Source organism: Paenibacillus sp. sptzw28 (genome assembly GCF_019550795.1).
Taxonomy (GTDB): Bacteria; Bacillota; Bacilli; order Paenibacillales; family Paenibacillaceae; genus Paenibacillus_Z.
Map to the genome: position 1 here is coordinate 5309190 of NZ_CP080545.1, position 26911 is coordinate 5336100.

General features: G+C 52.1%; 24 protein-coding genes. 13 read left to right on the plus strand and 11 right to left on the minus strand.

What is annotated here, in order from left to right:
- Window positions 1-54: 54 nt before the first annotated feature.
- Both KZ483_RS24650 and KZ483_RS24655 read right to left on the minus strand, forming a co-directional pair.
- A complete protein-coding gene (locus KZ483_RS24650; RefSeq protein ID WP_220350198.1) occupies window positions 55-2130 on the minus strand; it encodes an alpha-glucuronidase family glycosyl hydrolase in 2076 nt (691 codons plus the stop codon).
- Window positions 2127-4334 carry a glycoside hydrolase family 52 protein gene (locus tag KZ483_RS24655; RefSeq protein ID WP_220350199.1) on the minus strand — a complete coding sequence of 736 codons (2208 nt, stop codon included), beginning with the start codon at window positions 4332-4334 and terminating at the stop codon, window positions 2127-2129. The genes KZ483_RS24650 and KZ483_RS24655 overlap by 4 nt, the downstream gene beginning before the upstream one ends.
- 173 nt (window positions 4335-4507) lie before the next feature.
- Between KZ483_RS24655 and KZ483_RS24660 the strand changes: the two genes are divergently transcribed.
- The 5 genes from KZ483_RS24660 (at window position 4508) to KZ483_RS24680 (ending at window position 9207) form a co-directional block, all read left to right on the plus strand.
- The gene (locus KZ483_RS24660; RefSeq protein WP_220353658.1) at window positions 4508-5419 is read left to right on the plus strand and encodes an AraC family transcriptional regulator; all 912 of its coding nucleotides are present in this window, start codon (window positions 4508-4510) and stop codon (window positions 5417-5419) included.
- A 144-nt stretch (window positions 5420-5563) separates the two neighbouring features.
- Window positions 5564-6241, plus strand: a complete 678-nt coding sequence (locus tag KZ483_RS24665) for a GntR family transcriptional regulator (RefSeq protein ID WP_220350200.1) — start codon at window positions 5564-5566, stop codon at window positions 6239-6241.
- A gap of 19 nt (window positions 6242-6260) precedes the next feature.
- Window positions 6261-7349 carry a mannonate dehydratase gene (gene uxuA / locus KZ483_RS24670; protein ID WP_220350201.1) on the plus strand — a complete coding sequence of 363 codons (1089 nt, stop codon included), beginning with the start codon at window positions 6261-6263 and terminating at the stop codon, window positions 7347-7349.
- Window positions 7346-8200, plus strand: a complete 855-nt coding sequence (locus tag KZ483_RS24675) for an SDR family oxidoreductase (RefSeq protein ID WP_220350202.1) — start codon at window positions 7346-7348, stop codon at window positions 8198-8200. The genes uxuA and KZ483_RS24675 overlap by 4 nt, the downstream gene beginning before the upstream one ends.
- A 170-nt stretch (window positions 8201-8370) precedes the next feature.
- On the plus strand, window positions 8371-9207 hold the full coding sequence (locus KZ483_RS24680) for a 3'-5' exonuclease (RefSeq protein WP_220350203.1): 837 nt from the start codon (window positions 8371-8373) through the stop codon (window positions 9205-9207).
- 195 nt (window positions 9208-9402) lie between these two features.
- On the opposite strand, the gene KZ483_RS24685 is transcribed toward KZ483_RS24680, so the two are convergent.
- The 4 genes from KZ483_RS24685 to KZ483_RS24700 form a co-directional block, all read right to left on the minus strand.
- Window positions 9403-9846, minus strand: a complete 444-nt coding sequence (locus tag KZ483_RS24685) for an SRPBCC family protein (RefSeq protein WP_220350204.1) — start codon at window positions 9844-9846, stop codon at window positions 9403-9405.
- A 60-nt stretch (window positions 9847-9906) separates the two neighbouring features.
- Window positions 9907-10668: a TSUP family transporter gene (locus KZ483_RS24690; protein ID WP_220350205.1), complete on the minus strand. Its 762-nt coding sequence runs from the start codon at window positions 10666-10668 to the stop codon at window positions 9907-9909.
- Window positions 10669-10782: 114 nt separating this feature from the next.
- Window positions 10783-11121, minus strand: coding sequence for an ArsR/SmtB family transcription factor (locus KZ483_RS24695; protein WP_220353659.1), 339 nt, complete (start codon window positions 11119-11121; stop codon window positions 10783-10785).
- Between the two features lie 129 nt (window positions 11122-11250).
- On the minus strand, window positions 11251-12147 hold the full coding sequence (locus tag KZ483_RS24700) for a LysR family transcriptional regulator (RefSeq protein WP_220350206.1): 897 nt from the start codon (window positions 12145-12147) through the stop codon (window positions 11251-11253).
- Between the two features lie 99 nt (window positions 12148-12246).
- Here KZ483_RS24700 and KZ483_RS24705 point away from each other — a divergent pair, with 99 nt between their 5' ends.
- From KZ483_RS24705 to KZ483_RS24735, 7 genes are all read left to right on the plus strand, one after another.
- Window positions 12247-13143, plus strand: a complete 897-nt coding sequence (locus tag KZ483_RS24705; protein ID WP_220350207.1) for a DMT family transporter — start codon at window positions 12247-12249, stop codon at window positions 13141-13143.
- A gap of 1 nt (window position 13144) precedes the next feature.
- Entirely contained in the window at window positions 13145-14050 is a 906-nt protein-coding gene (locus KZ483_RS24710; protein ID WP_220350208.1) for a PhzF family isomerase, read from the plus strand.
- A 530-nt stretch (window positions 14051-14580) separates the two neighbouring features.
- Window positions 14581-15453, plus strand: coding sequence for an aminoglycoside 6-adenylyltransferase (locus KZ483_RS24715; RefSeq protein ID WP_220350209.1), 873 nt, complete (start codon window positions 14581-14583; stop codon window positions 15451-15453).
- Between the two features lie 244 nt (window positions 15454-15697).
- Window positions 15698-16321 (plus strand): hypothetical protein, encoded by a 624-nt coding sequence (locus tag KZ483_RS24720; RefSeq protein ID WP_220350210.1) that lies wholly within the window; start codon window positions 15698-15700, stop codon window positions 16319-16321.
- Window positions 16308-17489 carry a hypothetical protein gene (locus tag KZ483_RS24725; protein ID WP_220350211.1) on the plus strand — a complete coding sequence of 394 codons (1182 nt, stop codon included), beginning with the start codon at window positions 16308-16310 and terminating at the stop codon, window positions 17487-17489. Before KZ483_RS24720 ends, KZ483_RS24725 begins: the two co-directional genes overlap by 14 nt.
- Window positions 17486-18658: a pre-toxin TG domain-containing protein gene (locus KZ483_RS24730; RefSeq protein WP_220350212.1), complete on the plus strand. Its 1173-nt coding sequence runs from the start codon at window positions 17486-17488 to the stop codon at window positions 18656-18658. The genes KZ483_RS24725 and KZ483_RS24730 overlap by 4 nt, the downstream gene beginning before the upstream one ends.
- A gap of 13 nt (window positions 18659-18671) precedes the next feature.
- On the plus strand, window positions 18672-19106 hold the full coding sequence (locus KZ483_RS24735) for a hypothetical protein (RefSeq protein WP_220350213.1): 435 nt from the start codon (window positions 18672-18674) through the stop codon (window positions 19104-19106).
- A 3-nt stretch (window positions 19107-19109) separates the two neighbouring features.
- Here the strand turns inward: KZ483_RS24735 and KZ483_RS24740 are convergent, their stop codons facing one another.
- The gene (locus KZ483_RS24740) at window positions 19110-19988 is read right to left on the minus strand and encodes a LysR family transcriptional regulator (protein WP_220350214.1); all 879 of its coding nucleotides are present in this window, start codon (window positions 19986-19988) and stop codon (window positions 19110-19112) included.
- 110 nt (window positions 19989-20098) lie between these two features.
- On the opposite strand from KZ483_RS24740, the gene KZ483_RS24745 reads away from it, so the two are divergent.
- Window positions 20099-21298: an MFS transporter gene (locus KZ483_RS24745; RefSeq protein WP_220350215.1), complete on the plus strand. Its 1200-nt coding sequence runs from the start codon at window positions 20099-20101 to the stop codon at window positions 21296-21298.
- A gap of 92 nt (window positions 21299-21390) precedes the next feature.
- Here KZ483_RS24745 and KZ483_RS24750 read toward each other — a convergent pair whose 3' ends face one another.
- The 4 genes from KZ483_RS24750 to KZ483_RS24765 all read right to left on the minus strand — a co-directional run bounded on the left by KZ483_RS24750 (window position 21391) and on the right by KZ483_RS24765 (window position 26884).
- Window positions 21391-23946 carry a rhamnogalacturonan lyase gene (locus KZ483_RS24750; RefSeq protein ID WP_220350216.1) on the minus strand — a complete coding sequence of 852 codons (2556 nt, stop codon included), beginning with the start codon at window positions 23944-23946 and terminating at the stop codon, window positions 21391-21393.
- A gap of 423 nt (window positions 23947-24369) precedes the next feature.
- Entirely contained in the window at window positions 24370-25677 is a 1308-nt protein-coding gene (locus KZ483_RS24755; protein WP_220350217.1) for a sensor histidine kinase, read from the minus strand.
- Window positions 25674-26372, minus strand: coding sequence for a response regulator transcription factor (locus tag KZ483_RS24760; protein ID WP_220350218.1), 699 nt, complete (start codon window positions 26370-26372; stop codon window positions 25674-25676). The genes KZ483_RS24755 and KZ483_RS24760 overlap by 4 nt, the downstream gene beginning before the upstream one ends.
- Window positions 26373-26473: 101 nt before the next feature.
- Window positions 26474-26884, minus strand: coding sequence for a hypothetical protein (locus KZ483_RS24765; RefSeq protein ID WP_220350219.1), 411 nt, complete (start codon window positions 26882-26884; stop codon window positions 26474-26476).
- Window positions 26885-26911: the final 27 nt, after the last annotated feature.

Genomic DNA, 26911 nt, shown 5'->3' on the forward strand with positions numbered 1-26911 from the left:
AATCGGTTTCCAAGCGCCCGCGTCTTGTTTATAAGTGCTCCCCGCTTCGCCGAATCAATATATTCGCCGTCCAAGTTCGTCGCCTATTCCGCTCTTCCTGAAGAAATACGTATTGATCATATCGCGCCATTCCCTGGCATGCTGCGCCTGCTCGGTTAGCCGCTCTTCAACCTGCCGATACATCGCTTCGTCCATGCTTCCCGATAGACTGCTCCAAGCTTTCTTCAGCCTCCCAGCCCGCTCCGCACCTTCGAAGTGGGTATCGTAAATATGCTGAATGACCGTTTGGCCGGAATGCAGCACATGTGTATACGGGACATGGTGGAAGAACAGCAGCAGTTCATCCGGGCATGTATCGACCGATTCGTACATATCGGCGTTGTTTCCAATATACTGACCCGCGTAGCCCGTCCCCGTCTTCACCGTACGGTCGACACCGATCCCCTTGCAGTCGGCGAAATGATAAGTCCCCCATTTGGAATACTCATAGCCGTCCACATTGGGACCGTAATGGTGATCGGGATTAACCATCCAGCCGATGCCGAGCGGAGCCGTATACGATTCATAGATGCTCCAGGAATCCATAAGCATGCCGCAAATCGTCCGGATTAGCCGGTCGTCCCCGCCGAAGGTGAGCCTTACCCATTCCTCGGCAATTCCTTCGGCGGACAGATCGGGATTCCAGGCAAGCCGCCCGTAGCCGTACAAGTTGGCCTGCGCCAGCAGATGACCCGTCCAATTCGCATCGTCCCCGATGTTCGAGACCGCTGCAAAACCGCTGCGGCGGCTGCCATACAAGGAACCGTCAACGATGCGCTTGACGCTCGACCCTTCACCCTTGGCGAAGGTATCGAAGTCGAGCGCCTCTTTCCACTGCGGTACAAGGTAGCACAGATGCCGCTGCTGGCCCGTATATTCCTGCGTAATCTGGAATTCAATCACCTGATTCGTCGCTTCCATAGCGCCGAAGAGCGGCGATACGGGCTCGCGAACCTGAAAGTCCATCGGGCCGTTCTTCACCTGCAGAACGACATTCTCCATAAACCGGCCGTCCAGGGGCGTGAAATGGTCGTGAGCCGCCCTGGCCCTGTCCGTTAAGCGGTCGCGCCAATCCTGCTTGCAGTTATAAACAAAACACCGCCAAATTACGATGCCGCCATGAGGCTGCAGCGCCTCGGCAAGCATATTGGAGCCGTCCGCATGGTCCCGCCCATAGGTAAACGGCCCGGGCCGATTCTCCGAATCCGCTTTGACGAGAAAACCGCCGAAATCCGGGATCGCCGCATACACCTCGTCCGCTTTGCCTCGCCACCACTGGCGTACGGCAGGCTCGAGCGGATCTGCTGTCGATAAGCCTCCAATTTCGATCGGACTCGCAAAATTAATACTGAGAAACAGCTTGATGCCGAATGCTCGGAATATGTCCGCGAGCTTCGCCACGTCCGGGAGATAGTGGTCCGTGAGAAACATCGTTTCGTATTTATGGACATTCACATTGTTGATTGCAATGGCGTTTATCCCCGTGGACGCAAGCAGCCTGGCATAGTCGCGAACACGCTCCAGGTTCGCCGTAATTTTATTATTTTCGTAGAAAATGGATCTTCCCGCGTATCCGCGCTCAATGCTGCCGTCGATATTGTCCCATTGGTTAATCATACGCAGCTTGTTCGCCGGATTCTCTGACAGCTCAAGTCCGTCGACCGTGCTGCCGGTACCGAGCAATCTGAGCAAATGGAATACGCCGTAGAGGACGCCGGACGGAGTCCAAGCCCCAATCGCGATGCAGCGATCGGCCGTATTCGTCTTAATGGCATAGCCTTCCGGTCCGATCGCCCAACGGGCGTCCTCGCCGAAAGTACGATCAGGAAGATCGCCGCTGCCGAATGTTCCGAGAGCGATGCAGTAATCACTTTCGGGGCGGGCGGATACGATTGGACGTTTGCCGAGCAGGTACTCAACGCCCCGCGTGAGTTCCGCCGCAGCCGTATCGATGATGTCATGCTTCCCGCTCGCGACGATCCGTCCGCACCAGGCCGCATATTGATCATACAGCTCTCCCGGATCGAGCCGATTCAGGCCAAGCCAGCCGCTGTGTCCAGCCCCTTCGTATGGCGATGACGACCCGCTCATTTGAAGCCCTCCTTCTTATCTTCCAGCAGCCAGAGGATCGCTGTAACGCCGCGCGGATAATATTTGCTGCCGCATATGAGTCCGTTCAGAATCTGATCGCTCCAGCACCAATACGACAGCTCCGGGTGGAGCAGCCAGTTCACGTGCGCCGCATCAGCAGCTGCGCCGCGCTCATCCCAAGGCAGATCCATAATCTCGCGGGCGATAAACTGGGACAAATAGATTTTACTCAGCCAGGAGTTGGTGCTTGTGGAGGACAGCTTCCAGGCTCCGTATTCGTACAGGCAGGTTCCCGGTACGAGGACCGTATTCAAGTGCGTTTTGAGCGCCTGCAGGTAAGTCCCGAACCGTCCGTTAAAATCAAGCGCTTCCTTGCAGCCGGTGAAGTAAGGGAATACGAGCCCTTCGATTGCCGGAATGATTCTCGAATCGTTATTCTCGCCGATAACGGCCGGAATATAGCCTTTATCCGTCAGCTCCGCCGCAACCGATGCTGCGCATTTGTCCGCCTGGGCTCCGGCGATTCGGGACAGCTCCGGAAGCTCCTCATGGGCGAACAGCCGCTCCAGCGCGACATAGACGGCCCAGCATTTGCCGGCCAAATAGATGTTATTCCGCGATTGTCCCAGCGAAACGTCGAGACTGTCGTAGGTCGTAATTTCCGCGCCGCCCTGGGTGCGGGAGCTGTCCAGTCCCATCAGGCCATTGCGCTTGCCGGCTACCGGGTGATCCCGGTTCAGCATGCTCTCGAAGCAGTCGCGAATCACCGGAAGCATGCGCTGCGTAAATTCGCGGTCCTTCGTCTGCTCTATATAAACGACCGAGCAGCACAGCCAGTTGACAAGCTCTTCATGGCTCATATAGGAGAAGCAGTCGTCCAGACCGGCAAGCTCGTAAGCGGAGTATTGCGGACGCGAGAATATGCCCGCCACACCCATGTCGTGGGTGAACGTAAGTCCGCCGGGATATTCCTTATCGTCCCCCGGGAAGCGCACTTTGTCCTTATAGCTGTAGCGGTTCACGAACAGTTCAAGCTCATTGCGCACCGTCCACGGATTCATCCGCAGCTCGTAGAACAGCTGGTCAGCCGTCAAATCGAGCGTATTCATCATGCGATATTCGCCTTCATTGACGATCCACACCGGTTCTCCGCCTGCGTCAAGCAACTGCGTGCTGCCGTAGTAGCTGTGAATGGCGTGAGCGAGCATGAATGACTGATCATCCGACAATCCCCCGCTGTCGATCCAAGCGTTGGCCTGTTCGCAGGAATCGGTCAGCTCCTCGAACCGCTCGAGCGAGTAGCTCGCCACTTCCTCAATATTGGCAAAATGCCGGGTATAGTAATAAGAAGCATCCATACCTGCCGTAACGATTCCGCCGCGATAAAAGCAGATTGCGAACCGGAAGGTCCGCTTCTCGCCGGGAGGCACCTCCATGAGAAGGGCTCCCGTACCGCCGAGACCGAATGCGAGATTGTGCGCGAGCTTCTCTTCCAGAATCTTCTCCATTGTAAAGCCGAGCGCAGGCGTAACGCCGTCGTCTTTGGATACGATTGCGGTCAGTCGGCCTTGACCGATTCCGGTGAACCGGCCGTCGCCTGTATCGCTGAGCCGCCGCATTGCGCTGTAAGGGTCGTTTCCTTCGTAACCGAAGAAGCCCGTGCGCGCAAAACGGCCTTGCGTATTGTCCAAAGTAAGCTCGGCAAATACGGATGGAACGATAGCAGCCTTAAGCTCCTCCGCTTCCGCTTTCCCGGGCTCAGGCACGCTGCGCACCGGTGAATAGATGCGCAGCGTCAAGTCCCCCGCCTGCCATGTATCCGTTCCCGTCTTGAATACACGGGAAATATCATCCGTTTGGAAAGGTGTGATCACCGCAGCCAAAGGTCTGCTGCCGCCTATTTGCCGGCTGCCGGCACCGCCGTCCTGGTGATGAACTATTGCTGCTTCATCCGTTTCCTTACCCTTTTCCCCCAGCCTCTCGACGTCATACCGCGCGCTTGCGTCCTCAGCCGCTGCGAAGAAAGGCAGCGTCTCGTAAACGGCGCCGCTCCGTGACTGGAAGCCGATATACATATTCTGGTCGGCCGGCTTTCCGAGCTCAAGCCCGAGCCCGCCCTTCTTTCCTCGAAACCCCAATGTAAAACTGGCAAAAGCGCCGATCGGCGAATGGTGAGCGTTATAAAATATATTGGCTTTCTTCATGCTTGAAACCCCTTTCGCTGGCGGTAATTGGCTCTAGGGCCAAGAAGGCTCACGCTAATCCTAGCATGTCGCAAATGAGGGTGACCATTGTCAAATCGATCAGGAATTTACCCAAATCGGGCGAAATCGGATATACTATTGGCAGAAAATGCGCAGTAAAGGGGAGATTCGCCATGTCAGCTTCCTTCGTGCCTCCGCCACCCGGAGAGAGCATTAGTGAAATTATGATTCCTGATGTGAAGACGACCGTCAACTTATTCGGCATGCATCTGCGCCGCGTCAGCGGCGATTGGCATTATCCGGCGCACGAGCACCCCCAGTATGAAATCAATTATGTGCTGGAGGGCGAACAACTTATGACGGTAGGCGGATCCAGCTGCCTGCAGCGGTCCGGCGATCTCGTTCTTCTCAGGCCGGGCGACGTTCATTCCAGCCGCAGCGGAAATAACGAGCCATTCACCTACTTCTGCATCCACTTCGATATTGACGATAAAATATTTCTGAGTCTGCTAAGCCGGATGGAGCAAACTCTGTTCCCGGGGGACAGCCCCGTTACCAGGCAGGTGCAGCCGGTCATGTCCAGGCTGATCGACATCGCGGGGCAAGCAGGCCAGAAGACAATGACGCAGCGGATGCGGCTGCAATCCGCCATCTTTGAGCTGTTCGGCCATTTGTGGGAGGCGATTTCCAACGAAGCCGTCTCGTTGTCCTCCGCCGCATACGGGAAGGTAGAGCTTGCCCATCAAATCCGCCACCGGCTGCAGGGACTCGTCAGTCAATCGTTCAAGCAGGGAGTCGCGGCCGAGCAGCATTACGGTATCGATGACATCTCCTCAGAGCTTGGTATAAGCACATCCCATTGCGGCCGTATTTTCCGGCACATATTCGGCATGTCACCGCGCGCGTACTTATCCGGCCTTGTCCTTCACGAAGCGAAGCTGCTGCTGTGCAATACGAGACTGTCGGTGCAGCATATCGCATCCCTTCTCGGCTACAGGGACATCGCCCATTTCAGCCGCCAATTCAAGCGGTGGTCGGACGTATCGCCCAGCGAGTACCGCCGCCTAAACGCAGGATCGGAATAGTAAGCTGCACGCTCCTGCCTTGGTGCCTGCCCGGCAGCATGCAGCATTTCCGACGCCGCAAGTTGAGTTCGCTTCCAAACTGCCATACAAGTATGGTAGTATGGAAGTATACAGTCTAAAGCTTAGCTGGAGGAGGTGAAGAACATGAATTTCACTGCGAGACCGCCCTCGATGTCCACCCGGGATAACGTCTACCAGACGCTCAGAGACCAAATTCTGCTGTTCGAGCTTCCTCCCGGGGCAAGTATATCGGAGAAGGAAATATCACAGAGGTTCAATGTGAGCCGGACTCCGGTGCGGGAGAGCTTCGTTCGGCTCGCTCAGGAAGGACTTCTCGAGGTGTACCCGCAGCGCGGCACCTTCGTATCGCTTATCGACCTGGAGCTGGTTGAAGAGGCCAGGTTCATGCGCGAGCAGCTGGAACGGGCGGTCATCCGGCTGGCGTGCGCCGGCTTCCCGGACGAACGTTTAGCGGAACTGGGCAGCAATCTCTCATTGCAGAAAGCCTGCATAGAGAATCAGGATTACAGAACGATGTTCGAGCTTGACGAAGCGTTTCACCGTACGATCTTCGAAGGCTGCAGGAAAAACAACACATGGGCGGTGATCGGGCAAATCAATGTGCATCTGAACCGGAGCCGAATGCTTCGGCTCGCAGCCGACCATCATTGGGACCACCTTTACGAGCAGCATTTCCAGATGGCCGAGGCTATTCGGAACAAGGATGAGGAGCGGGCGGAGCGGCTGATGAAGGATCATCTAAGCTTAACGATTGCCGATCAAGCGCTGCTGAAAGAGAAATTTCCTACATATTTCAAATAACCGGAGGCGAATTGTTTCTATGAAAATGGTTTTTCGATGGTTCGGTGAAGGGAACGATACGATCACCCTGGATCAGGTCAGGCAGATTCCCGGCGTGGAAGGTATCGTTTGGGCGCTTCATGACGTACCGGCCGGCGATGAATGGCCGATTGAAAAGATTATGGAGGTGAAGGCTGCAGCCGACAGGGCCGGTCTTCATTTGAAGGTCGTGGAGAGCGTGAACATCCACGAGGACATCAAGCTCGGGCTTCCAAGCCGCGACACTTACATCGACAATTATAAGAAAACGATCGCGAAGCTCGCGCAGGTCGGCGTCAAAGTCATCTGCTATAATTTCATGCCCGTATTCGATTGGCTGCGCACCGACCTTCATAAGGAAACGGACGACGGCTCTACCGCACTCTTTTATGAAAAGAGCAAAATCGAGAATATCGATCCGTTCGAGCTCGTGAAACAGATTAATGAGAACTCTACTCTAACGATGCCCGGCTGGGAGCCTGAGCGGCTGCAATATTTAACAGGTCTGTTCGAGGCTTACCGTGGCGTAACGGAGGAGGACTTGTGGGAGAACGTCAAATATTTCCTGGATGAGATCATTCCGGTCGCCGCCGAGCACGATATCAGAATGGCGATTCATCCGGACGATCCGCCGTGGCCGATATTCGGGCTTCCCCGTATTATTACGAGCCGGGACAACATACGCCGGTTCCTGCAGCTGTATGACAGCCCTTATAACGGCATTACCCTGTGCAGCGGGTCGCTCGGCGCCAATCCCGGCAATGATATTATCGCCATGATCCATGAGTTCGCAGGCCGGATTCCGTTCGCTCATATCCGCAACGTTCGCGTGTTCGAGAATGGCGATTTTATTGAAACGTCTCACCGGACGCAGGACGGCACCGTTGACATTGCCGGAATCGTCGGGGCGTACCATGAGAACAATTACGAAGGATTTTGCAGACCGGACCATGGAAGGCATATATGGAACGAGCAGTGCAGACCGGGATACGGGCTGTTCGACCGGGCGCTTGGCATTATGTATTTGTGGGGGCTTTGGGACGCCTATTCCAGGAGCGCCCGAATGGAAAGGAAGGTGAATGAGCGATGAATGAACTTCCGCTGCATGATTCGCTCAAAGGTAAAACCGCAGTCATAACGGGCGGAGCAGGAGTTCTATGCCGGGTAATGGCCGTAGAGCTTGCCCGGCAGGGGGCTCGGGTCGCCATACTGAACCGCACATTGGAAAAGGGCGAAGCGGTCGCCGCCGAAATTAAGGCTGCAGGCGGAACGGCGCTCGCCTTCTCATGCGATGTTACCGATCCGGAAAGCGTCCGCAATGCGGCCGAAGAAGTCCTGCAGCAGCTCGGCCCGTGCGATATTCTTATCAACGGTGCCGGGGGCAATCATCCGAGCGCCAATACGACGAATGAAATCTTCAAGGCCGAGGACTTGAACAATCCGGATATTGCGACGTTCTTCGACTTAAGCGTAACCGGCTTTCGCAATGTGCTGGATCTGAATTTCGTCGGCAGCCTCATTCCGACGCAAATTTTCACGAAGCAGATGCTCGGCCGGGAAGGGACGACGGTTATCAATATTTCTTCGATGAGCGCTCCTTCGCCGATGACCAAGGTACCTGCCTACAGCGCGGCCAAAGCGGCCATCGACAACTTTACGCAGTGGCTTGCCGTCCATCTGGCCGAAGCCGGCATCCGCGTGAACGCGATTGCGCCGGGCTTCTTCCTAACCCGGCAGAACGAGAAGCTGCTGCTGAGCGAGGATGGATCGCTAACCGAGCGCTCCCGCAAAATCATTTCGCATACCCCGATGCGCAGATTCGGCAAGCCCGAGGATTTACTCGGCACGCTGATATGGCTCACCGACGAGCGCATGTCCGGCTTCATCACCGGCGCGACCATTCCAGTCGACGGCGGCTTTATGGCTTATTCGGGCGTATAATTTGAGCGCGCGAAACTGACACTTAATAGTGCCCCCTAGGGTGAGACGAGGATCATTCCTTTGCCGGAGGACATCTGGCTCTTCGCCAAGGGGGCATTTCTCATTCATGAAACCCCGTTGTCGACGGGACAAGCCTGAAATGTTATTGTTAGAAGACAAGCAGCATTATTTTGTTATATACGGAGGCGTTTACAACGGACTTTATTATACTCGATATCGAATTCAACGGGCGGAAATTTGCCAGCGATAAGCCTATGGAAGTGATAGAGATCGGTGCGGTGAGGTTGAATTCAGCCCTGCAGGCGACAGATGAATTCTCCGCCTTGGTCAAACCGGTTTATTTCTCCAAGCTGAACGGGTTCATCAAGAACAAAACCGGAATCCCCCAGGAAGCAATCGATCAGGCAGCCGGCTTTCCGAAAGTCATTGCCGATTTTATAGTCTGGCTGGACCGCAGCAGCGCTTTTACGCTTGTCACTTGGGGCGGCGAGGACTTGAAGCGGATCATTTACGATACGCGGATGCATCGATTGGATGATTCGTACTGGATGGCCGCGGCCTACTTTGACTTGTTGAAAGGATATCTGCGCCATGCAAAGGTCACTAACGATGTAAGCGTCGAAGCCGCGTTAACGGAACTCGGAATCTCTGGCGCCGGATCTGCGCACCGGGCATTGGACGACGCGAGAATGACGGCTGAGATATTCCGGAAGATTTTTGGGGGACTGGATTTCAAGCAAGCGCAGCATTTCAAGGATAGCTTTACCAATTCGAAGGAAAGAAGGATGGTTACCAATGCGGTGCGAACCATGTATGCGCAGAACACCGTCCCCACTTGGGAGCTCTTTGTCGACCATTTTATAAAGGACAAGGTTTCGCTTGCCGATCCAAGAAAGGCCGCCGAGCTGCAAAATTATTTTGCCGCGGCAGTTGAGAAACAACGCAGCCAAAGACGACCCGGCGGCGCTGAAGACAGGAATTTGCAAACGACGACAAAGTCAAAGTAACGGAGACAATCCCCCGCAGCGTGCATCGCAGGAGAGATCAAGTCTACGATGAATGCTGTCTTCGCCAGTCCATCCGTCTCATTCGCGTTCCGGTTGAATATCGACCTTCCTTCCACTTCCTCCTCACACCGTAAAGAATATGGCCACCGCCTCGCTTTCCGTGAATGCGGCCGGCGGCGGCAGGAAGTTCGGCTATCAAGAGTGCGGCTGTTCGAGAATAGACTTGATTCTCTCCAGGTCCTTGTTATTAGCCCGCTTCATCATCAGCGACATAAAAGGGGCAAACAGCATGGAGAACCCGGCGGGATTGCCTTGGTTACGCAAAGTCATTCGGGTAAGGCTTCCATTCACGGGTTCCCATGTGTAGGTTGTTTCCATTGGAAAAGGTCCGTCCGCCGTTTTCATGACCAGAATTTCCATAGGTATATATTCCGTTATCTGATAAACATACGAAAGCTCTTTCCCCAGAAAATGGGCTTTAAATGCTATTTTTGAACCGATTTGCAGCGGTTTTGGCGTTAGCCATTCCGCCGATTTAATATTTACATACCATTCCGGGGCATTTTCCGGGCCCGCCGCATATTCCGAGACCTGTTCACGAGGACGGTTTATCGTAATTGCTGTTACAACATCAACCATACAGAGAGTGCCTCCAATGAAAAGTAGATGCTAACGCGTCTTGATGTCCGGCGCCGTGAATTAACGCAGTAAATCCCAGGCCTGCTTGCCGATTACAAGGACACAAACCGTAATAAACAGCGGCCTGACATAGGCCGACCCCCGGCGAATGGCGACATGCGAACCAAGCAGTGATCCGCCTATCATCGCGAGCCCCATCGGAATTCCGATGCTGTAGTTAATGGAACCGAGAATCATGAACGTGGCGAGGCTTGCGATATTGCTGCCGAAGTTCAAGACCTTGGCGTTCCCGGCGGCCTTAACAAAATCGAATCCGAGCATGAGAAACACAAAAATCAGAAACGAACCGGTGCCCGGGCCGAAAAAGCCGTCGTAAAAGCCCAGTCCATAAGCGGCAACCCCCATAATCCAAGCCGACTTCGCCGTGTAGCTGCGAAAAGTGGAATACGTCCCCCAGTTTTTCCGGAAGATCGTATATATTGTAATGGCGATAAGCATGACCACTACAAGCGGCCTCAGAAAGCCGGAAGGAATGCTGCCCAGCACCAATGTTCCACAGACAGCCCCCGCTAATGAGAGAAAGAATAGTCCGCGAACAGCTTTCAAATCCACATTGCCCGACCGGATAAACGATACCGTGCTCGTCAGCGAGGACATCGTTCCGGCCAATTTATTCGTTCCGAGCGCAGCCGCAGGCGGCAAGCCCACTGCCATAAGGAGCGGGACGGAGATCAGCCCCCCGCCCCCTACAACGGAATCGACAAAGGCTGCGAGAAAACCGCCTGCGATTACGAGAAGCAGCATTTCCAAACTTATTTCCATCAGCGTAAGCCACCTTTATAAACAGCATGGACGTGTTTGTTTCTGACTCCCCACTCTTTTTTATTATCGTACAACCTTCGAGGTGCCGATCAAGGCAGTGTACTCGATCAGGGACTATTCCTCGCCGCCGCGGTCTTTATCATTTTGCTGCAGATCGCGCAGGTATTCTTGCAAACGATCGAACCTCTCGTTCCAGATATGACTGAAGGATTCAATCCAGGAGTCCAGCTCTTCAAGCGACTGAGGCCGCAGCTTGTAAATCCGCTTATTGGCTACGGGATGGACCTCTACCAGCCCGGAATCGCTTAGTACCCGAAGATGTTTGGAAGCTTGCGGCTGTCCCAGTCCAAGACGCTCGGTAATCTCCCCCACCGATAGAGGGCCGTCACGCAAGAGTTCAACAATATCCAGTCGGTTGGGCTCGGCAAGAGCACTGAAAGTCTTCGCTTTCATCATCTGAACCCACTCTCAACAATTATTTGTCATAAGACTTTTTGCCGTGCATGCAGAATTCACGATTTTAACATACCCTAAACCGAATATTCCAGTCAAGGTATGCTAGTGACGACCTATGGCGCTGAGCTATCGGACAACGCAGCTGCCTTGGGTTAAATATAGATCTCTCGCTGTTTGTATGAAAAGCTTAACCGCGATGGAAGCCTCTTCTAAACAGGGAACCGCCAGGTTAATTTCTCTGAATGGCTCTGGAGTAATCGTTCGGATCTGGACATTAGGCGGCAATGTTGACAATGACAAGGATATTTTGGACACGATTGCAATACCCAGACCTTCCTGAATCATCGTTAACGCTGTGTTAATGTTATGGACATCAAATTTCGTCCGCAAAGCAGCCCCGAATTTATGAAACAGCTCATATATGGGAGTTTCAAACCCGCCTCCGCAGAGAATCATGGGTTCATTATTCAGATCATTGATATGGATTTTTGGACGGTTCCGTAAAGGGTGGTCGTCTCGCAGGAGTAGACACATATCATCCTTGAGAAACGGAATAATTTCGAATTCACCGTTCGGCGGAATAATCCAGCCGACATCGATGATTCTGGATGATAACCATTCCCTGATCTCATCGATTGTCCCTTCATAAAGCTCAAATTTCAAACGGGGATACTTCTCCCCTATGACACGGAGAATTTTAGGCAAGAAGTGGGTGGAAACAATCGGAAACGACCCGATGCGTATTGTCCCGACTTCAAACCCCTTTTCAGCTGTAACCTCCTGCTCCACCTTAGTAAAACCATTCAAAATATCTCTGAATATAACAAGTAAACGCTTGCCAATATCGGTAAGAATAATTCCATTCTTTCTGTCCCGAATAAAGAGGATGACTTCTAGTTCCGATTCAAGCGTGGAGATGGCACGGCTGACGGCAGGCTGCGTCATATTCAATTCTTGCCCGGCTTTTGTGAAGCTTCCAGTCTCGGCTATTTTCACGAACAAGGCAATTTGTGAATGGGTCATAACAAATTTGATATCCTCCCCATAATTAACATTCATTTTATTTATTTTAAGAGGCATTGTATCATGATATCAAATAATCAACAACGGAGTTGAAACCCAATGGTACAGCTTTCGCGGACGCAAACAGCCGTTTATTTAGCCTTTCTTGTTACGGTATGGGGAGTGAACTGGCCGCTATCCAAATTTGCGCTCGATTTTGCACCTCCAATACTATTTGCCGGCTTACGGATATTTATCGGAGGTCTCCTGTTACTTTTCTTTGCTTTGCCGCGCTACAAGAAGCTTAATCTCAAAAATACATGGCATATCTATTTAATTTCCTCCATGCTGAACATTATTGTATTTTACGTCTTTCAAACCTTCGGGCTGAAATATGTTCCTGCCGGACTTTTTGCTGCGATTGTTTTCTTCCAGCCTGTGCTGCTCGGGATCTGCTCCTGGCTGTGGCTGGGGGAAGCCATGTCCTTCGGGAAAATGATTGGCCTGATTCTTGGCTTTCTTGGAGTCGCTGCGATCAGCTTGAGCGGGGGTTCCGGCCATATTTCATCTGTAGGGATTTTGCTTGGCTTAGGAAGTGCGGTTAGTTGGACTACCGGTACACTATATATGAAGAAAACAGCCGCGCGGGTAGATGCCATGTGGGTTGTTGCGCTTCAGATTGTGATAGGCGGAATCGTGTTATTAGTTTTGGGCTCTTCCATCGAGAATTGGAATGAGATAGTGTGGAATATACCGTTCATATGGTCATTGATGTTTATTTCGATTTTCGTGACGGCGTTGGGGTGGCTCGCATTCTTCAAACTCGTCGGTTCAGGCGAAGCAGGCAAGGTGGGCTCGTTTACTTTCCTAATACCGCTAACCTCGATCATGATCAGTGTCATCTTCTTAGGTGAGACCGTAACTATGAAGCTGACGGCCGGACTCTTTCTGATTATCGCCGGTATTGCCCTGGTCAACTTCAAACCGAAAGCTTCAGCGCTGAAGGGAGCGAAGTGAGATGACAAGAGAATATCGTTTATATCAGATTGATTCGTTTACCAAACACAAATTTACCGGAAACCCTGCCGGAGTCATTACGAATGCGGACGGTTTGACTGAAAGCGAAATGAAGAGTATCGCGCGAGAGCTTAATAATTCGGAAACAGCCTTTATTTTTTCCTCGAGCGATTCCCGATACGATGTTCATCTTCGCTTTTTTACTCCAACCACCGAGGTCCCTATCTGTGGACATGCGACTATAGCAGCGCACTATGCGAGGGCTGTTGAACAACAGCTGGGCACGACACGAGTGATGCATAAAACAGGGGCAGGCATTTTGCCGGTCGATATTATCAGGGAAGAAAACGATTATAAAATCATTATGAAGCAAGGTAAAATTGAGTTTGGCCCGTTCATTGAGGGAGAACACAGAGAAACTCTCTTGTCCGCTTTAAGGGTTACTGAAGAAGATTTATTGCCAAGCTGCCCGATACAAGTTGTTTCAACCGGCCATTCCAAGGTGATAGTCGGGATAAAGAGCAGCACGTTGTTAAACAGGCTCAAGCCCAATTATGGAGCACTTTCTCATCTGAGCAAACTTATTCAGTGTAATGGTTATTATATGTTCACGATGGATTCTACAGATGACGACATTCTGATCAAAGGACGGATGTTCGCTCCGGCTATAGGGATAAACGAGGATCCGGTAACAGGAAATGCCAATGGCCCCTTAGGAGCTTACCTGGTTCATCATAATATAGTAAACCATGATGGAGATCGTTTCCGATTTAAGGCTAAACAAGGGGAAGCCATTGAAAGAACCGGAATTGTGAAGGTGGAAGTGAAAATTGAACATGGAGAACCTGTTGAAGTGTACGTTTCAGGCGAAGCGGTAATTGTATTTCAATCAAAACTGACCATATGAGCGACAGGAACGTGTAAATAATAGGAATGACCGAAACAGAAATGAATACCAATTGGTTAAAAGAACCGGAGGTACGGAAATCTGCGATTAAAGATTCGGCTTTGGGTCGAGTGGGGCAAGTAGATTATATAGCTGATGCAGCGGCCATGCTGGCTTCACCCGACAACACTGGGTAACTGCCCAATTAATAGAGGCCAGCGGCGGGTTGAAGCTGTGATATTCTGATGCGGTATTGCGGATGGAAGTAATTCAGGAGCTGCAGAAAATGCGGCTCTTTTTTGTGCAGCAATATTGTGCCTGCAAGGAGCAGGCTTTTTCCGTTTGACGAATTGTCTATAGCTTTACCTCATGGTATATTAATGGAAATCCGAGCGAATCGTATAAGAAAGGGGAACACAATTGTGAAGAAAAAGCTGAATAAGTTATAACCTGCTTGTCCGTCCGACGCTGGCACCTTTCTGATTCGCGGACCTCCTTGCGGTATTCTGAATCGTTATTCAAATAAATAGAATGCGGAGGATGGAAAACGAATGAGAACGGAAAAGGAAATGCTTGATTCTATACTTGGTTTCGCAAAAAATGACGAGCGGATTCGGGCGGTAATATTGAACGGCTCGCGCGCCAACCCAAATGCACCCCGTGATATTTTCCAGGATTACGACATCGTATATATCGTTAACTCGGTTGATGCTTTTGTTCGCGACCGGAGCTGGATCTCGGGCAGCTTTGGAGAATTGATCATCATGCAAACTCCAGATGAAATGGATGGGCCGGATCCGGATGATACCGGTAAATTCACCTTCCTGATGTTGTTCAATGACGGCAATCGTATTGATCTTACTCTATTTCCACAGCACAATATTGCCAAATTGGATCCGGAATGCTCAAGTCTTCTGCTGCTCGACAAAGACGGCACGGCAGGCCCGCTGCCACCGGCAAGCGACAAAGATTATATAACCTTACCCCCTTCCGAGCAGCAATTTGCCAATTGCTGCAATGAATTTTGGTGGGTAAGCACTTACATTGCTAAGGGCTTATGGCGCAGGGAACTTCCCTATGCGAAGTTCATGTATGACGGCCCTGTGCGGAATATGCTTACCCTGATGCTGAAATGGCATATCGGAATAAGGACGGACTTTGTCGTCGATCCCGGCAAGTTGGGAAAATATTTCGAGAAACATCTTGAACCCGGGCATTGGACGGCATTCGTTAATACTTACCCGGACGGAGAATACGAGAACATCTGGGATGGGCTTGCTGCAATGTGCGAACTTTTCAGAGTTGTTGCGATGGAGGTAGCGGAACATTACGTCTACCGTTACCCGGCTCTGGATGATGAGCGGGTTACAGCTTATCTGCAGCATGTAAGAAATCTCCCCAAGGATGCGGACCGCATCTATTGATAGAAAACCCGAATTGACGAAGCAGGCTGCCGGCTGGCAGCCTGCTTCGTTCTGTCCGGACATAGTACTTTGGGTCCTCCCTAACGCGGTAAGTCCCAAGAGCATTACTATGGACGCAAATATGTCGGAATAAAAAGGAAATTCATGCCTCCCCGCGAATTCTCTAAAAACATTGTTATCAAATCGGCGAATTGCTGTCGGCATGCTCGGCTTCTCGGCCACCAATGGGAGGAACACTCAAGCCATGAAGCAAAAAACGGTCATTTTAGCCGCGTTATTTTTATCGACAGGGGCTTCGCTGCTGGTCTTTATTTTTTCTGGAATTTCTATGCTGTACACATTGATCGGTATTCTGATATTGGCATTTATTGTTGGAGGTATGATTTGGAGAAAATTGCCGCCCGAGAAGCGTGCGGAATTGAAGCGGCTGATCGGTTACGGGACGATAGCGGGCTTCCTGGCTACATGCCTTTACGATCTTTCCCGTTTTCTGTTAATTAAAGTAACAGGTATTCAATTCTGGCCGTTCGATATCTTCGGGATATTCGGCAAAGCGCTCGTCGGCGCGCAAGCGACCGGTCTATGGGTCAGCATTCTTGGGGCAGTGTTCCATATCGCCAACGGCACTGCCTTCGGGGTTGCTTATACGGCTTCATTCGGGCGCAGGGGCATCCCGGGCGGTCTGATCTGGGCGATGATCCTTGAACTTGCGATGGTTACCGTATATCCGGGCTGGCTTGACTTGAAAGCGCTGGACGAGCTAATTTCGGTTTCCGTAGTCGGTCACTTCGTATATGGGATCGTGCTTGGGTATACGGCAAGGAAACTAATCGTCAGAAGGGAGTCGGCGCGCCATGTCTCAGCCTAAGCCTGTACTTCAATGGTTTGTGCGTCTATGGTGGGTGCAGGCGCCTTTTCGCGCAAGCCGTTTGTCCGGCAAGCTTCCGTTCACGTTCCTGGACGGCCTCTATATGGCTGCTTGGCCGGCAGCTGCCGCTTGGGCCCCAGTGCTGTCGCTGCTCAGCGGTCTTGCGATCGGGTGGTGGCATCCGGGTTTCGAAAGCGTGTTCAGCGAATCGCTCGTCGTGCTGATGATTTGTGCCATTGTGGGGATAAGCAGCGCGAATCTGGGCCTGCTCTTTATCGTTGGCTTTATCTTCGGTGATTTTTTTCTGTATCACACAAGCTGGACGGAGGTTGGATGGCGGCGGGACGAAGGATTTTTTAAGCATGTAATAAAGGTACGGATTCCGCTTCTGATCGAGTACGGTCTTTTGTATATTTTGATGGTCAAAATCCCGATGGTCACCAAGGCGCTGACCGCGCAGCTCAGATTTCCTTTCCTGCCTTTGAAAACCGGTTTCAACATTGCGGCGGTACTGTATACGCTGATTACCGCGGTGCTTGTCTATTTCTGGACGCAGACCGTGCCCGTTCTGATAAGGCCGGTATTTACCTGGGTTTCATCCAGCCCCCCGCCGCAGGCTACCGTTCCTCTTCAGCAGTACGAGTGGGTCGTTATCTTCGTTGCGGTCGTTACCGCCGCCGTTCGAATGCTGCTGCAGGGCATGACGGCGTTTCGCAGCGAGGTCGGGTTGCCGCTGGATGAACTCGAGCGGGAGCTGCGGGAGCTCCCACCTGTCAAACCGCTGGGAGACCAGATAAATCCGTGGTTTTCCGCAGCCGCCGCTTCGCTGTGGTCCTCACTGATGATTGCCGGAGTCTACAAATCCTGGATCGATCCTGTACTTATCGGGGCACTGATTCTCGTAATGCTGGCGATGCGCAAACAATTAATTCCTCTGCCGATGGGAGTCTGGGCCAAGTGGATGGATAAGATTCCGCTGCTCGTCCGATTGATTATCGGTTTCATTCTTATTAAAATCATTGCTTCGGCGCTATTGGAAAATATGATGCGCGCCACGGATACATTCCGGCCGCTGCTTCTGATGACCGCTCTTTCGATGCTGATTATATTCCTGCTGACTCCCCAGCTTCCGGCTGTGCAGCCGAAGGAAGGTGAACTGTCAAAATGAAACGTTATTTTCCTGTTTGGGCGCTGCTCGGATTTGTTCTGTTGTTGTTTGCGTTCCCGGACGTCGCGCTGGCTGATAATTGCGGAAGCCTGACCGATTGCTTCAGTACGCAGAGAGCCGCCGTCGCCGCAACCGTAGGCTTGGGAATATTTGCAGTCATCCTGAGTATCGGGCTTGATTTTATCCCCGTCGTCGGACAGGTGAAGGGCGTTATAGAGGCCGTCACGGGCAGAGACATGATTACCGGAGAAAAGCTCGAAACCTGGGAGCGGGCGATGAACCTCGTTCCGTTCGGCGCAGTAGGCAAAGTGGGCAAACTCGGCGATATATTGGATGCCGGCGGAGACCTCGGCAAAGGGCTGCGCCATACCGACGATATTGACGAATTAGTCGATGCCGGAAGAGTCGGCCGAGCCGATACCCCTACCGGCGGTTTGCCGGGAGACATCGGCGGAAAGGGCTCCGGCCACCCTCGCGGGGGCGGCAGGGCTGACGATAGTATCGGCGGCGGGAGCGGCGGGCGTGACACTGATGCCGGCAGCGGCCCAGGCCGTTCGCACGATGATGCAGCCGATCGCCCTCCTGCCGGCAATGATCCTGCCGGTTCCGGGGGCAGTGGAGGCTCCAAACCGCCGCGCGATAATGGCGGCGGTCATGGCAACCGCGGCGATGATGGCGACGGGCCCGATAATCCGAAAGACGACGGCGGCTCCGGCCGTGACGGAGACGGAGATGGCGATAAATCGAGCGATGCCGGGAAAGATAATGCGGCTGACGAAGCGGCGAAGAGAGAGCAGGAACGGCTGAAACAGGAGATGAGGGATAGTCCAAGCAGCGACAGATGGGGTACACTTGATGACGGAACCAATCAAGGGGTCAAGCATTTTGCCGATTATTGGGAGAGGTATCCCGAACGGATTCCCTCCCTTGCCACAAGGCTCGGGGTGGATCCGGCAGATTTTGAGAATACGGTTGAAGGCTTCAAGAACTTCACCGCTCAGGCCGAAAGAGTTGCATCCAGTGATATGGTGAGGGAAGTAAACGGCAAAACGATTCACTATTTGGAGGGCGCAGCAAATCCCAAAAAAGGTATTGTCGTTATCATTAAAGACGGTAAGTTTCAATCCATGATGCCGAGCGATCCCAAGTCTTTTAACAAATTACAATAAAGGGTGTTGAACAATGCAGCTTGTCGAGATCAAAGCCTTAACCGCCGACGGATACGAGAGAACGGCTCATGTCTTCCTCATCGATTTAGACAAATCCGTATGGTGCCATTTCATTCAACATGACGAGTATCTGGAAGCCGGACAAGAATCGGTCAAGCTCAAAACCGGAGATCGAGTCGAGGGCTCCTTCAGCATTCAGCTTGTAAACGGCTATACACTGCAGGGCGATGCCGAGGCTCCCGGATTTAAGCAGCCTATTGAAGAGTCATCTCATATCGTCGCTGTGTGCGAGGTCCGGGAAATAATTGACGAGTATTCGTGCCTGTGCGATATCGGGTTATTGGGAGAAGAGGTTACTGTGGAGTTTGAAGATTCGGTCACGGTCGAACCGGGAGCCATTATCACAATTCGCGGCAGCCTCGAGTTCGATCCGGAACCGGCAAGCTAGATGTTACAGCCTGCTCATGCGGTGTTTCAAATACTGCAGAAATGTCTGGCTGGCCTTGGATAAATAGGTGTTCCGGTTTATTCCCGCCCCCATATGCAAAAAGATCGGCGGATCGAGGGAAACCGGCTTAATCAGCGGATCGGAGGAGGCAACCATACGCAAGAACAGCGTGCTGCCTATTCCTTCCGCGACAAGGGAGCGGATAAGACTGAGCTGGTTCGTGGAGAACGTAATATTAGGCGTGATATTTGCCTCACGGCTCGCTTCCAGAATCAGCTTGCGCTGATAATAGCCTTCTTTAAACAAAATCAAGGGCTCACACAGCATCTCCCCGAGCGATACGGATGTTCTGTCTGCCAGGGGATGCTCCTTCGGAAAGCAGGCAACCATCTCCTCCTTGAGCACCGGAATGAAATCAATCTCCGGACCCGCCTCATCAGCGGTAATGATCCCCAAATCCACCACTTTGCGTTCAATCAGCTTGCAGACCTGCAGCGTCCCTTCCTCCACCACGCTAATGTGCAGGGCTGGATACATTTTTTTGAATTCCTTTATAATTTGCGGAAAATAAAAGCTCCCGAACATGGAAGGCAGGCCAATGCGTATTTCGCCTCGCTCTAGTCCGCGCAGCTCTTCCATTTCCTTGCTCGCTTCTTCAATCGCGCCGAGAATGAAGCGTGCGTGCCTCAGCAGCACTCTGCCTTCCGGTGTTAAAGTGACCGTTCTCTCGGACCGGTCGAATAGGGTAAGCTGCAGCTCCTCCTCCAGCTTCTGAATCGATTTGCTGATGGCCGGCTGCGCCACCATTAATTGTTCGGCGGCACGGGTAAAGCTGCCTGCCAATGCCGTCTCCATAAAATACTTCAGCTTTCGGCTGTCCATACCTCTCACCATTCCCAAAAGTTATCTATACGATGATTTATATGTCTTTTATTAATTGATATGGCCTATGGTATCATCAGTTCTAACTTGATGTAAAGGGAGAATGCAAGATGATACAATACGGTACGGGATCTTACTGGAGGGCGACGATATCACTTAGCATGGCTTCGTTATTTGTATTTGCGATGGTCTACCTGACGCAGCCGCTGCTTCCTTTGTTTACCAAGCAATTCCACGTAAGCGAGACGGTCTCGAGCTTGTCGTTATCCGTCGTAGTCTTCAGCATAAGCGCCTCATTACTGTTCTACGGCCCCGTATCCGACGCTCTTGGCCGTAAGATTATTATGGTTTGGGCCATACTGGGGGCGGCTGTCTGTACCATACTTCTCTCCTTTGCCCCCAATTTCACCTGGATCATCACTCTACGGGCGCTTCAGGGAGTATTTCTCGCAGGTTTGCCTTCAATCGCGATGGCATATATGAGCGAAGAATTTGCTTCAAGCGCTCTTGGGATTTCTATAGGCATCTACATCAGCGCGAACAGCCTTGGCGGTATGTCCGGCCGAATCGTCAGCGGCATATTGGCCGACTTATGGAGTTGGCGGACCGCTTTCCTTGTTATCGGCATAGCGAGCGCTCTGTTTTGGCTCTGTTTTACAGTGATGCTTCCGAAATCACGGCATTTTGAGCCTAGGCCTCTCCGCTTTGGGGAAGCGCTTCTGGCGATGAAGCGGCACATCCGCAATCCTTTGATGCGGTATGCTTTTCTTATCGGCGGCATTAATTTTTCCGTGTTCATCGGCGGGTTCAATTACTTGACTTTCAGGCTGAGCGGTGCTCCCTTTAATCTACCCGCCTCGCTGCTTGGCCTGCTTTTTCTGGCATACTTCGGAGGGACAGTCGGTTCAACCGTCAGCGGCCGGTTTGCGGAAAGCAGCGGTAAACCGGCCGCCATGCTGATAGGAATCGCGTTATTGGGAGGAGGTGTGCTGCTGACGCTTGCACCTGCATTGTGGCTCATTATGGCCGGCCTTTTCATACAATGCTTCGGTTTTTTCTTCGCTCATTCCGCGTCTGCCGGGTGGGTCAATGCCAACGCTGCGTTTGCGCGGGCAAGCGCTGCGAGCCTGTATCTGTGCTCTTATTATTTGGGGGGAAGTCTCGGAAGCCTGTACCTGGGGCTGTTCTGGTCCGCGCTTGGCTGGCCCGGCGTGGTTCTGGGGTCGGTTATGGCGCTGGCGGTAACGGCTTTGTTCTCAGTGCGGCTGAGAAACTCGGATGGCAGCGTTACATTTGCTCAAGGCCGATAATAGCAGCAAAGATGCTTAACATTCCGATGGCCGCCTTGGCATTCCAAGGCGGCTGTTCGTCAATCGCTTTAGTTATCCGCCGTCAGACGGGTTTATTTCCACATTTCAATCCATAATTTTGCTTGGTAGGACAAGTTCTTCTCCGCTAGAGGAGAAATATGGTCCTGCTTCGTCTTATTACTCAGTTGAAGCAGGTATTTCTCCATAAATCTGAGCGCATCGTCCACCGACCCATTATCAACGTGGTGCTGTGTTTGCTTTAAAGTATTGCTTAGTTGAGACGCCAGCGGGCCGCTCAGATCACCCGAAGCCTCATATTCTTCCATAAGCTTACCTAAGAAGGTTAATACTCCCGGAGTATGCATGCTTGGCAGCGGGACTTGCGCCCAGTCGATATCTGAAGCGAAATAGAAGCTGGTGTATGGCGGCTGGTTATAACTCGTATTTTGCCTCGCAATATCGACTCTGTACTGCGGATCATGCATCAAAGTATATAATTTACGGTCCGTTACCTCTGTGCTGAGATAAATTCGGATCGCGGAGCTGTCCGCCTTCTTAACCAGCATTTCTTCTCTCCAATCACCGAATATATCGGCCACCAGGGAAGGGGTGCCCTTCGTATGGTTATTGGTTCTCGTATCTGTCGCAGTAAGCAGTCTGCCCCTCTTCCAATCATCGATGGTTGGCGTATTCTCCAATGATCCGTTCACGATCTGTGTCGTCATATCCGCCGACCATTTAATATTCATATTCGTACCCGGTGCTTTCGTATCGATTCGTTCCCCGTCCGCCGTCCACAATCCAACCGCCCATGTCTCCAGACCTCTATGAGCGGGATCGACGTCACCGATCATTCCGCGTCCGGTATCTCTTCCCGTATAGCCGCCGTAAATGACTTTTCCTGTCTTCGCATCTCTCAAGGTATAGCCGTATGGAGCCCAGACGCCGCCTTCGTGAACCATGAATATTTCCAGCCCCGGTCTGTCCGGATCGATATCGGCAACATGCAGTGCGTCGCCGTGACCAAGCCTTGCTATCGTACCGGGAGCCGCGCTTTGCGGAGGCATGAGGTCCATTGAGCTGTACAGCAATGTGCCGTCATGATCGATCGTCGCCGATCCATAAACGACCTCTTGCATTCCATCGCCGTCAACATCGGCCACGCTCAAAGAGTGCGCGCCTTGGGTGGTAATGGAGCCAAATTCGGGATCCGTTCCGTCTCTTCCGTGTGGACCGTCGTTAAAAGGGTTGCTCATAATAGTCCAGCCGCTGTCGACAAACCAGTGTTCCTTAATGTTATTGCCGTCCCAGCGGTAGGAAACAAGGGTGGTTCTCGTGTAATAGCCCCGCGCGAATACCGGGTTAACACCGTCAAGGTAGGCAACGCCGGCAAGGAAACGGTCTACCCGGTTGCCCGGCTCGATTCTCCCCATGGCATAATCTCCCCACATAAGACCATCGTCTTGACGTCCGGGTTTATAATGTACGGTTTGCAGCTCTTCACCCGTTGCTCCGTTGAAGACGGTTAAATACTCTGGCCCATCCACAATAAAGCCTTCAAACGCTCTGAGATTGTTGCGGCCGCTTCTGCTTGGCGCGTATACATCCATGAAGTAGTCGACCAAACTTTCGGCATCTACCCTGGGCAGCGGATAACTGTATTTCTTCTCGATGCCGAAGCATTCTTCGAGGGTTGCGGGCCAATGACCGTTCAACACCTCCTCATGCTCGTGCCAGCCCATAAACATCTTCACCATGTGCTCATAATAATCGTCTCTGCTCATCCGGTAGTCATCGTTGTTGCTGTATCCGGCATTTATATCCTCTTGCGGCATCGTGATATATTGTTCGGACACGGCATTGCCTGCCTGGTCGAACTTTATGATCTTGGTGCCGGGCGCGGTCTTGAGCATCGACTCCGCCTTGCCGTCTCCATCAAAGTCATAGACCATGAACTGCGTATAGTGAGCGCCCGATCTGATATTAACGCCCATGTCGATCCGGTAAAGGAGCGTTCCGTCAAGCTTATAACAATCGATATAGGTATTGCCTGTATAGCCGACCTGGGAGACGTCCTTAGCATTGGTGGGCTCCCATTTGACGAAAAATTCATATTGTCCGTCGCCGTCGACATCCCCGACACTCATGTCGTTGGCAGAGTAGGAGTAAGCTTCGCCTGCGGGAGTTACGCCGTCTGCCGGTTTTTTCATCGGCAAATCGTAATAGGAATTTCCCCAGGGAGTAACCGGAGCGCTTTGGTCTGCTTCAAGACCGCCAACGACAGCAGCTACATAGTACCTGGAGGCCGCGGTACCCTCTTTATCGAGATAATTGGTGCTGTCCTGAACGGCTGCAATTTGAATTCCATCACGATATACGTTGAAATTTGCGCCTGACAAGCCCTTCTCGGTGTAGCCTGCCACCTCATTGCCCAGCAGCCTCCAGCTGAGGAAAACCCCTTCCGAAGTCGAAGCGGCAACCAGACCCCGGTCAAGATGTTCGAGCTGTATACGATTTGCGTTCCCTGTCATATTTCCCCCCTGTGCATCAGCAGTAACAATTATATTGGCAAACAGCAGCGGTATCGCCAAAGCTGTGGTGAGCGCCTTTCGGGCAGCCGAAGCTCTCTTCGCATTCCTCTCAAACATAAAATCCTCTTCCTTTCCTTGCATCATTTTAAAAATCCTATCAAACGACCATCATCGCTGATTGCGCTTACATAAAACCGTTTCCGTTCACCTCCCTGTCGCGAAATCCGTTACCTGAGTACAAGAATTCATTTTTTATTCTAAATTCAATCAGGCTTCGGCAGTACCCAAAATTCAGTGCTTATTTGTTAAAAAGCAGTGACTTACGAGCTGTGGATGCAAAAAAGATACAGACGGTCCTTGAAGGCTGGACCGTCTGTCAAGAAATACAAATCGGAGAAGAAACACTCGTTGAATTCGCATTTGGATGGGAAAGTCTTGGTGAAGTTGTATTGTCTTAGTCTCTTCACTCCTGTATATCGAGGCTTAGAAAGCATAATTCTTCAACCGTAAGGGCTGCCGCGCGGCAGCCCGAAAGCGCCTTTAGGCCGTCAAAGAACTGAGCACGAAGCGCGCACCGCCCATCCCGGACGCTTCATACCGCAGCTCGGCACGCATCGTGTCCGCGATCTGGCGGCAGATCGATAGACCAAGGCCGGTTTGCCCGCCCTCCCCTTTGAAAAAACGGTCAAATATCGTTTCGCGCCACTCTGGAGGCACACCTTCGCCGTCATCGTCAACGGCCAGAAACCAGCCTTGTTTATCCGGACCGTAAGTAATGCTGACCTGACTTGACGCATGGCGGGCGGCATTCTGGATCAGGTTGATGAGCAGCTGGAACAGCGCTTCCCCGGGCGCGGACAACGTTGTTTCCGTTCCGGACCAAGTGATTTTGATCCCTCGTTCCGTGACGTTCGGGGAAATCAGCTCGGATGCCTGTCGCACCATTTCGCCCAGTTGGACCTCCTGCTGCGCTTCGGCGTCGAACGGCGCTTCAAGCCGGCTGAGCTCAAGCAGCCGGTTAACCATCCGGATGAGCCGATAGGATTCATCCATAATAATGCCGAGCCCTTTTTCCTGAGTGACGACCTGATCCTTAATTGCAATAGCATACCCCTGGATCGACATAAGCGGCGTTCGAAGCTCGTGGGAGACATTGTGCAAAAATTCGATTTGGCGTTCATGATGCGTATGAATCCGTTCCGACATGGATTGAAACGTAGCCATCAAATCGTCAATTTCCGTGGCGCCAGCCCGGGAGAGCGGAAGTACGCTACGATATGGCTCATAACGGCTTACTGCGTCTTTAAGCTTCGTTATCGGCCGTGTGATTTTCCAAATAAAGAAGAAACCGATTGCAAACAACAGCACGCTGCTCGCAAGCATGGAAACAAAAACAAGCTGTATCGCCTCGCGGAACATGCTTTTGAGATATATTTCGGGCTTGTACAAAAAGACGGTATAACCGTCCGTCTTTGCAGATGCATACATGATCCGTGCGCCGTGAAGAACGGCTGATCCGTCATTCTGCTCTAAATGAAGACCCATCCGTCTTCCGATCAACCTCTCGCTGCTGGCCGCTACAATGCGCCCCGATGGTCCGATCACGTAGAAATCAGCGTTGAACTCATGATTTTTAAAACGCAGTGGGAGGTCGCCGGGTACCAGCTCATCGGGGCCGCCGTCCTTCATGATGTCGACCGCCTTTTGGAGTTGAAGGGAAAGCTGGCTTTTCGTCTGATCAACAAGCATCCGGTACACGATTTGCGTGCAGAATCCGACCGTGACGGCGACGGAAAAGCTCATAACCAGCAGCAGCGACCATAAAATCCTGGCCCGAAGCGACTTCATAGTTTGACCGAGATTTTATATCCGTAACCCCAAACGGTTTCGATGCTGAAGCCGGAGGATGAATCCCCGAGCTTCTTGCGGAGCCGCTTGACGAGCTCGTCGACCACACGCAAATCGCCCAGAAAATCATAATCCCAAACCTGCTGAATAAGCTGTTCGCGGCTGAACGGGCGGTTCGGGTTTTTTGCAAAATGCAGCAGCAGCTCATATTCGCGAAATGTAAGCGGCAGTTCCGTTCCGTCCTGCGTCTCAACTTTTCGGTAATCCTCCGAAATGAGGAGCCGTCCCGCCCGAATGGGGGCTTTCGCGGTTTCTTCCTTCACAGAATTCCGGAATCCGGCAAGACGGATCATGGAAGTAACGCGGCAGACCAGCTCACGCGGATGAAACGGTTTTCCCAGGTAATCGTTGCATCCAAGCTCGAGTCCCATAATACGATCCATCTCTTCCCCGCGCGCCGACACCATTATAATCGGCATCTCGCTGAAGCCGCGGATCATCGTCAGAAGCTGAAAACCGTTAATGCCCGGCATCATGATGTCCAGGACCAGACAATCGGGCTGCTTGCGGCGAATCGTGTCGATTAAATCGGCGCCGCTTCCGAAAGCATTAACGTCATAACCGTCCTTCTTCAGATATTCGGAGATCAGCTGACTAATATTTGGATCGTCATCTACCACAAACACAAGCGGCATGGTGCTCCTCCATCGGATTTAGTATTTTGACTCTAGCCTACTACGCCGCGCAAAAAAAAGAAAGATGGGAACCATGATTCCCATCTTTCCCGTCAGATCGATTATTTCTTGGTTGAACCTGCAGCTGTTGCGGCTGTCTTAGCAACCGTCTTTGCCTTTTTCACAGTTTTTGCATGCTTTTTGGCGGCTTTAACCGTTTTTGCTGTCTTGCCGCTTTTCTTTGCGTGAGCGGCCTTCGTGGTTGTTTTTACGGCCTTGGCGGTTTTATTTTTTTTGGTCACGTGATGCTTTTTGTGAGACGCTTTTTTGTGCTTCACGGCTGCCGAGGATTTGCTTACGGTCGTTTTGACCGTTTTGCCCGTCGAGGCCACCTTATTGGTCTTTTCGGAACTAACCTTCGTTACTACCGTCTTGGCCGGCGGTGTAGTGCTGGCTGCAAAGGCGCTGCCAGCTCCCATCGTAAGCAGCGCGGCTGAAATCAGGATTGCGGATGTTTTTTTCATTCGATTCATCAAAAGCATCTCCTTATCGGTTTATGC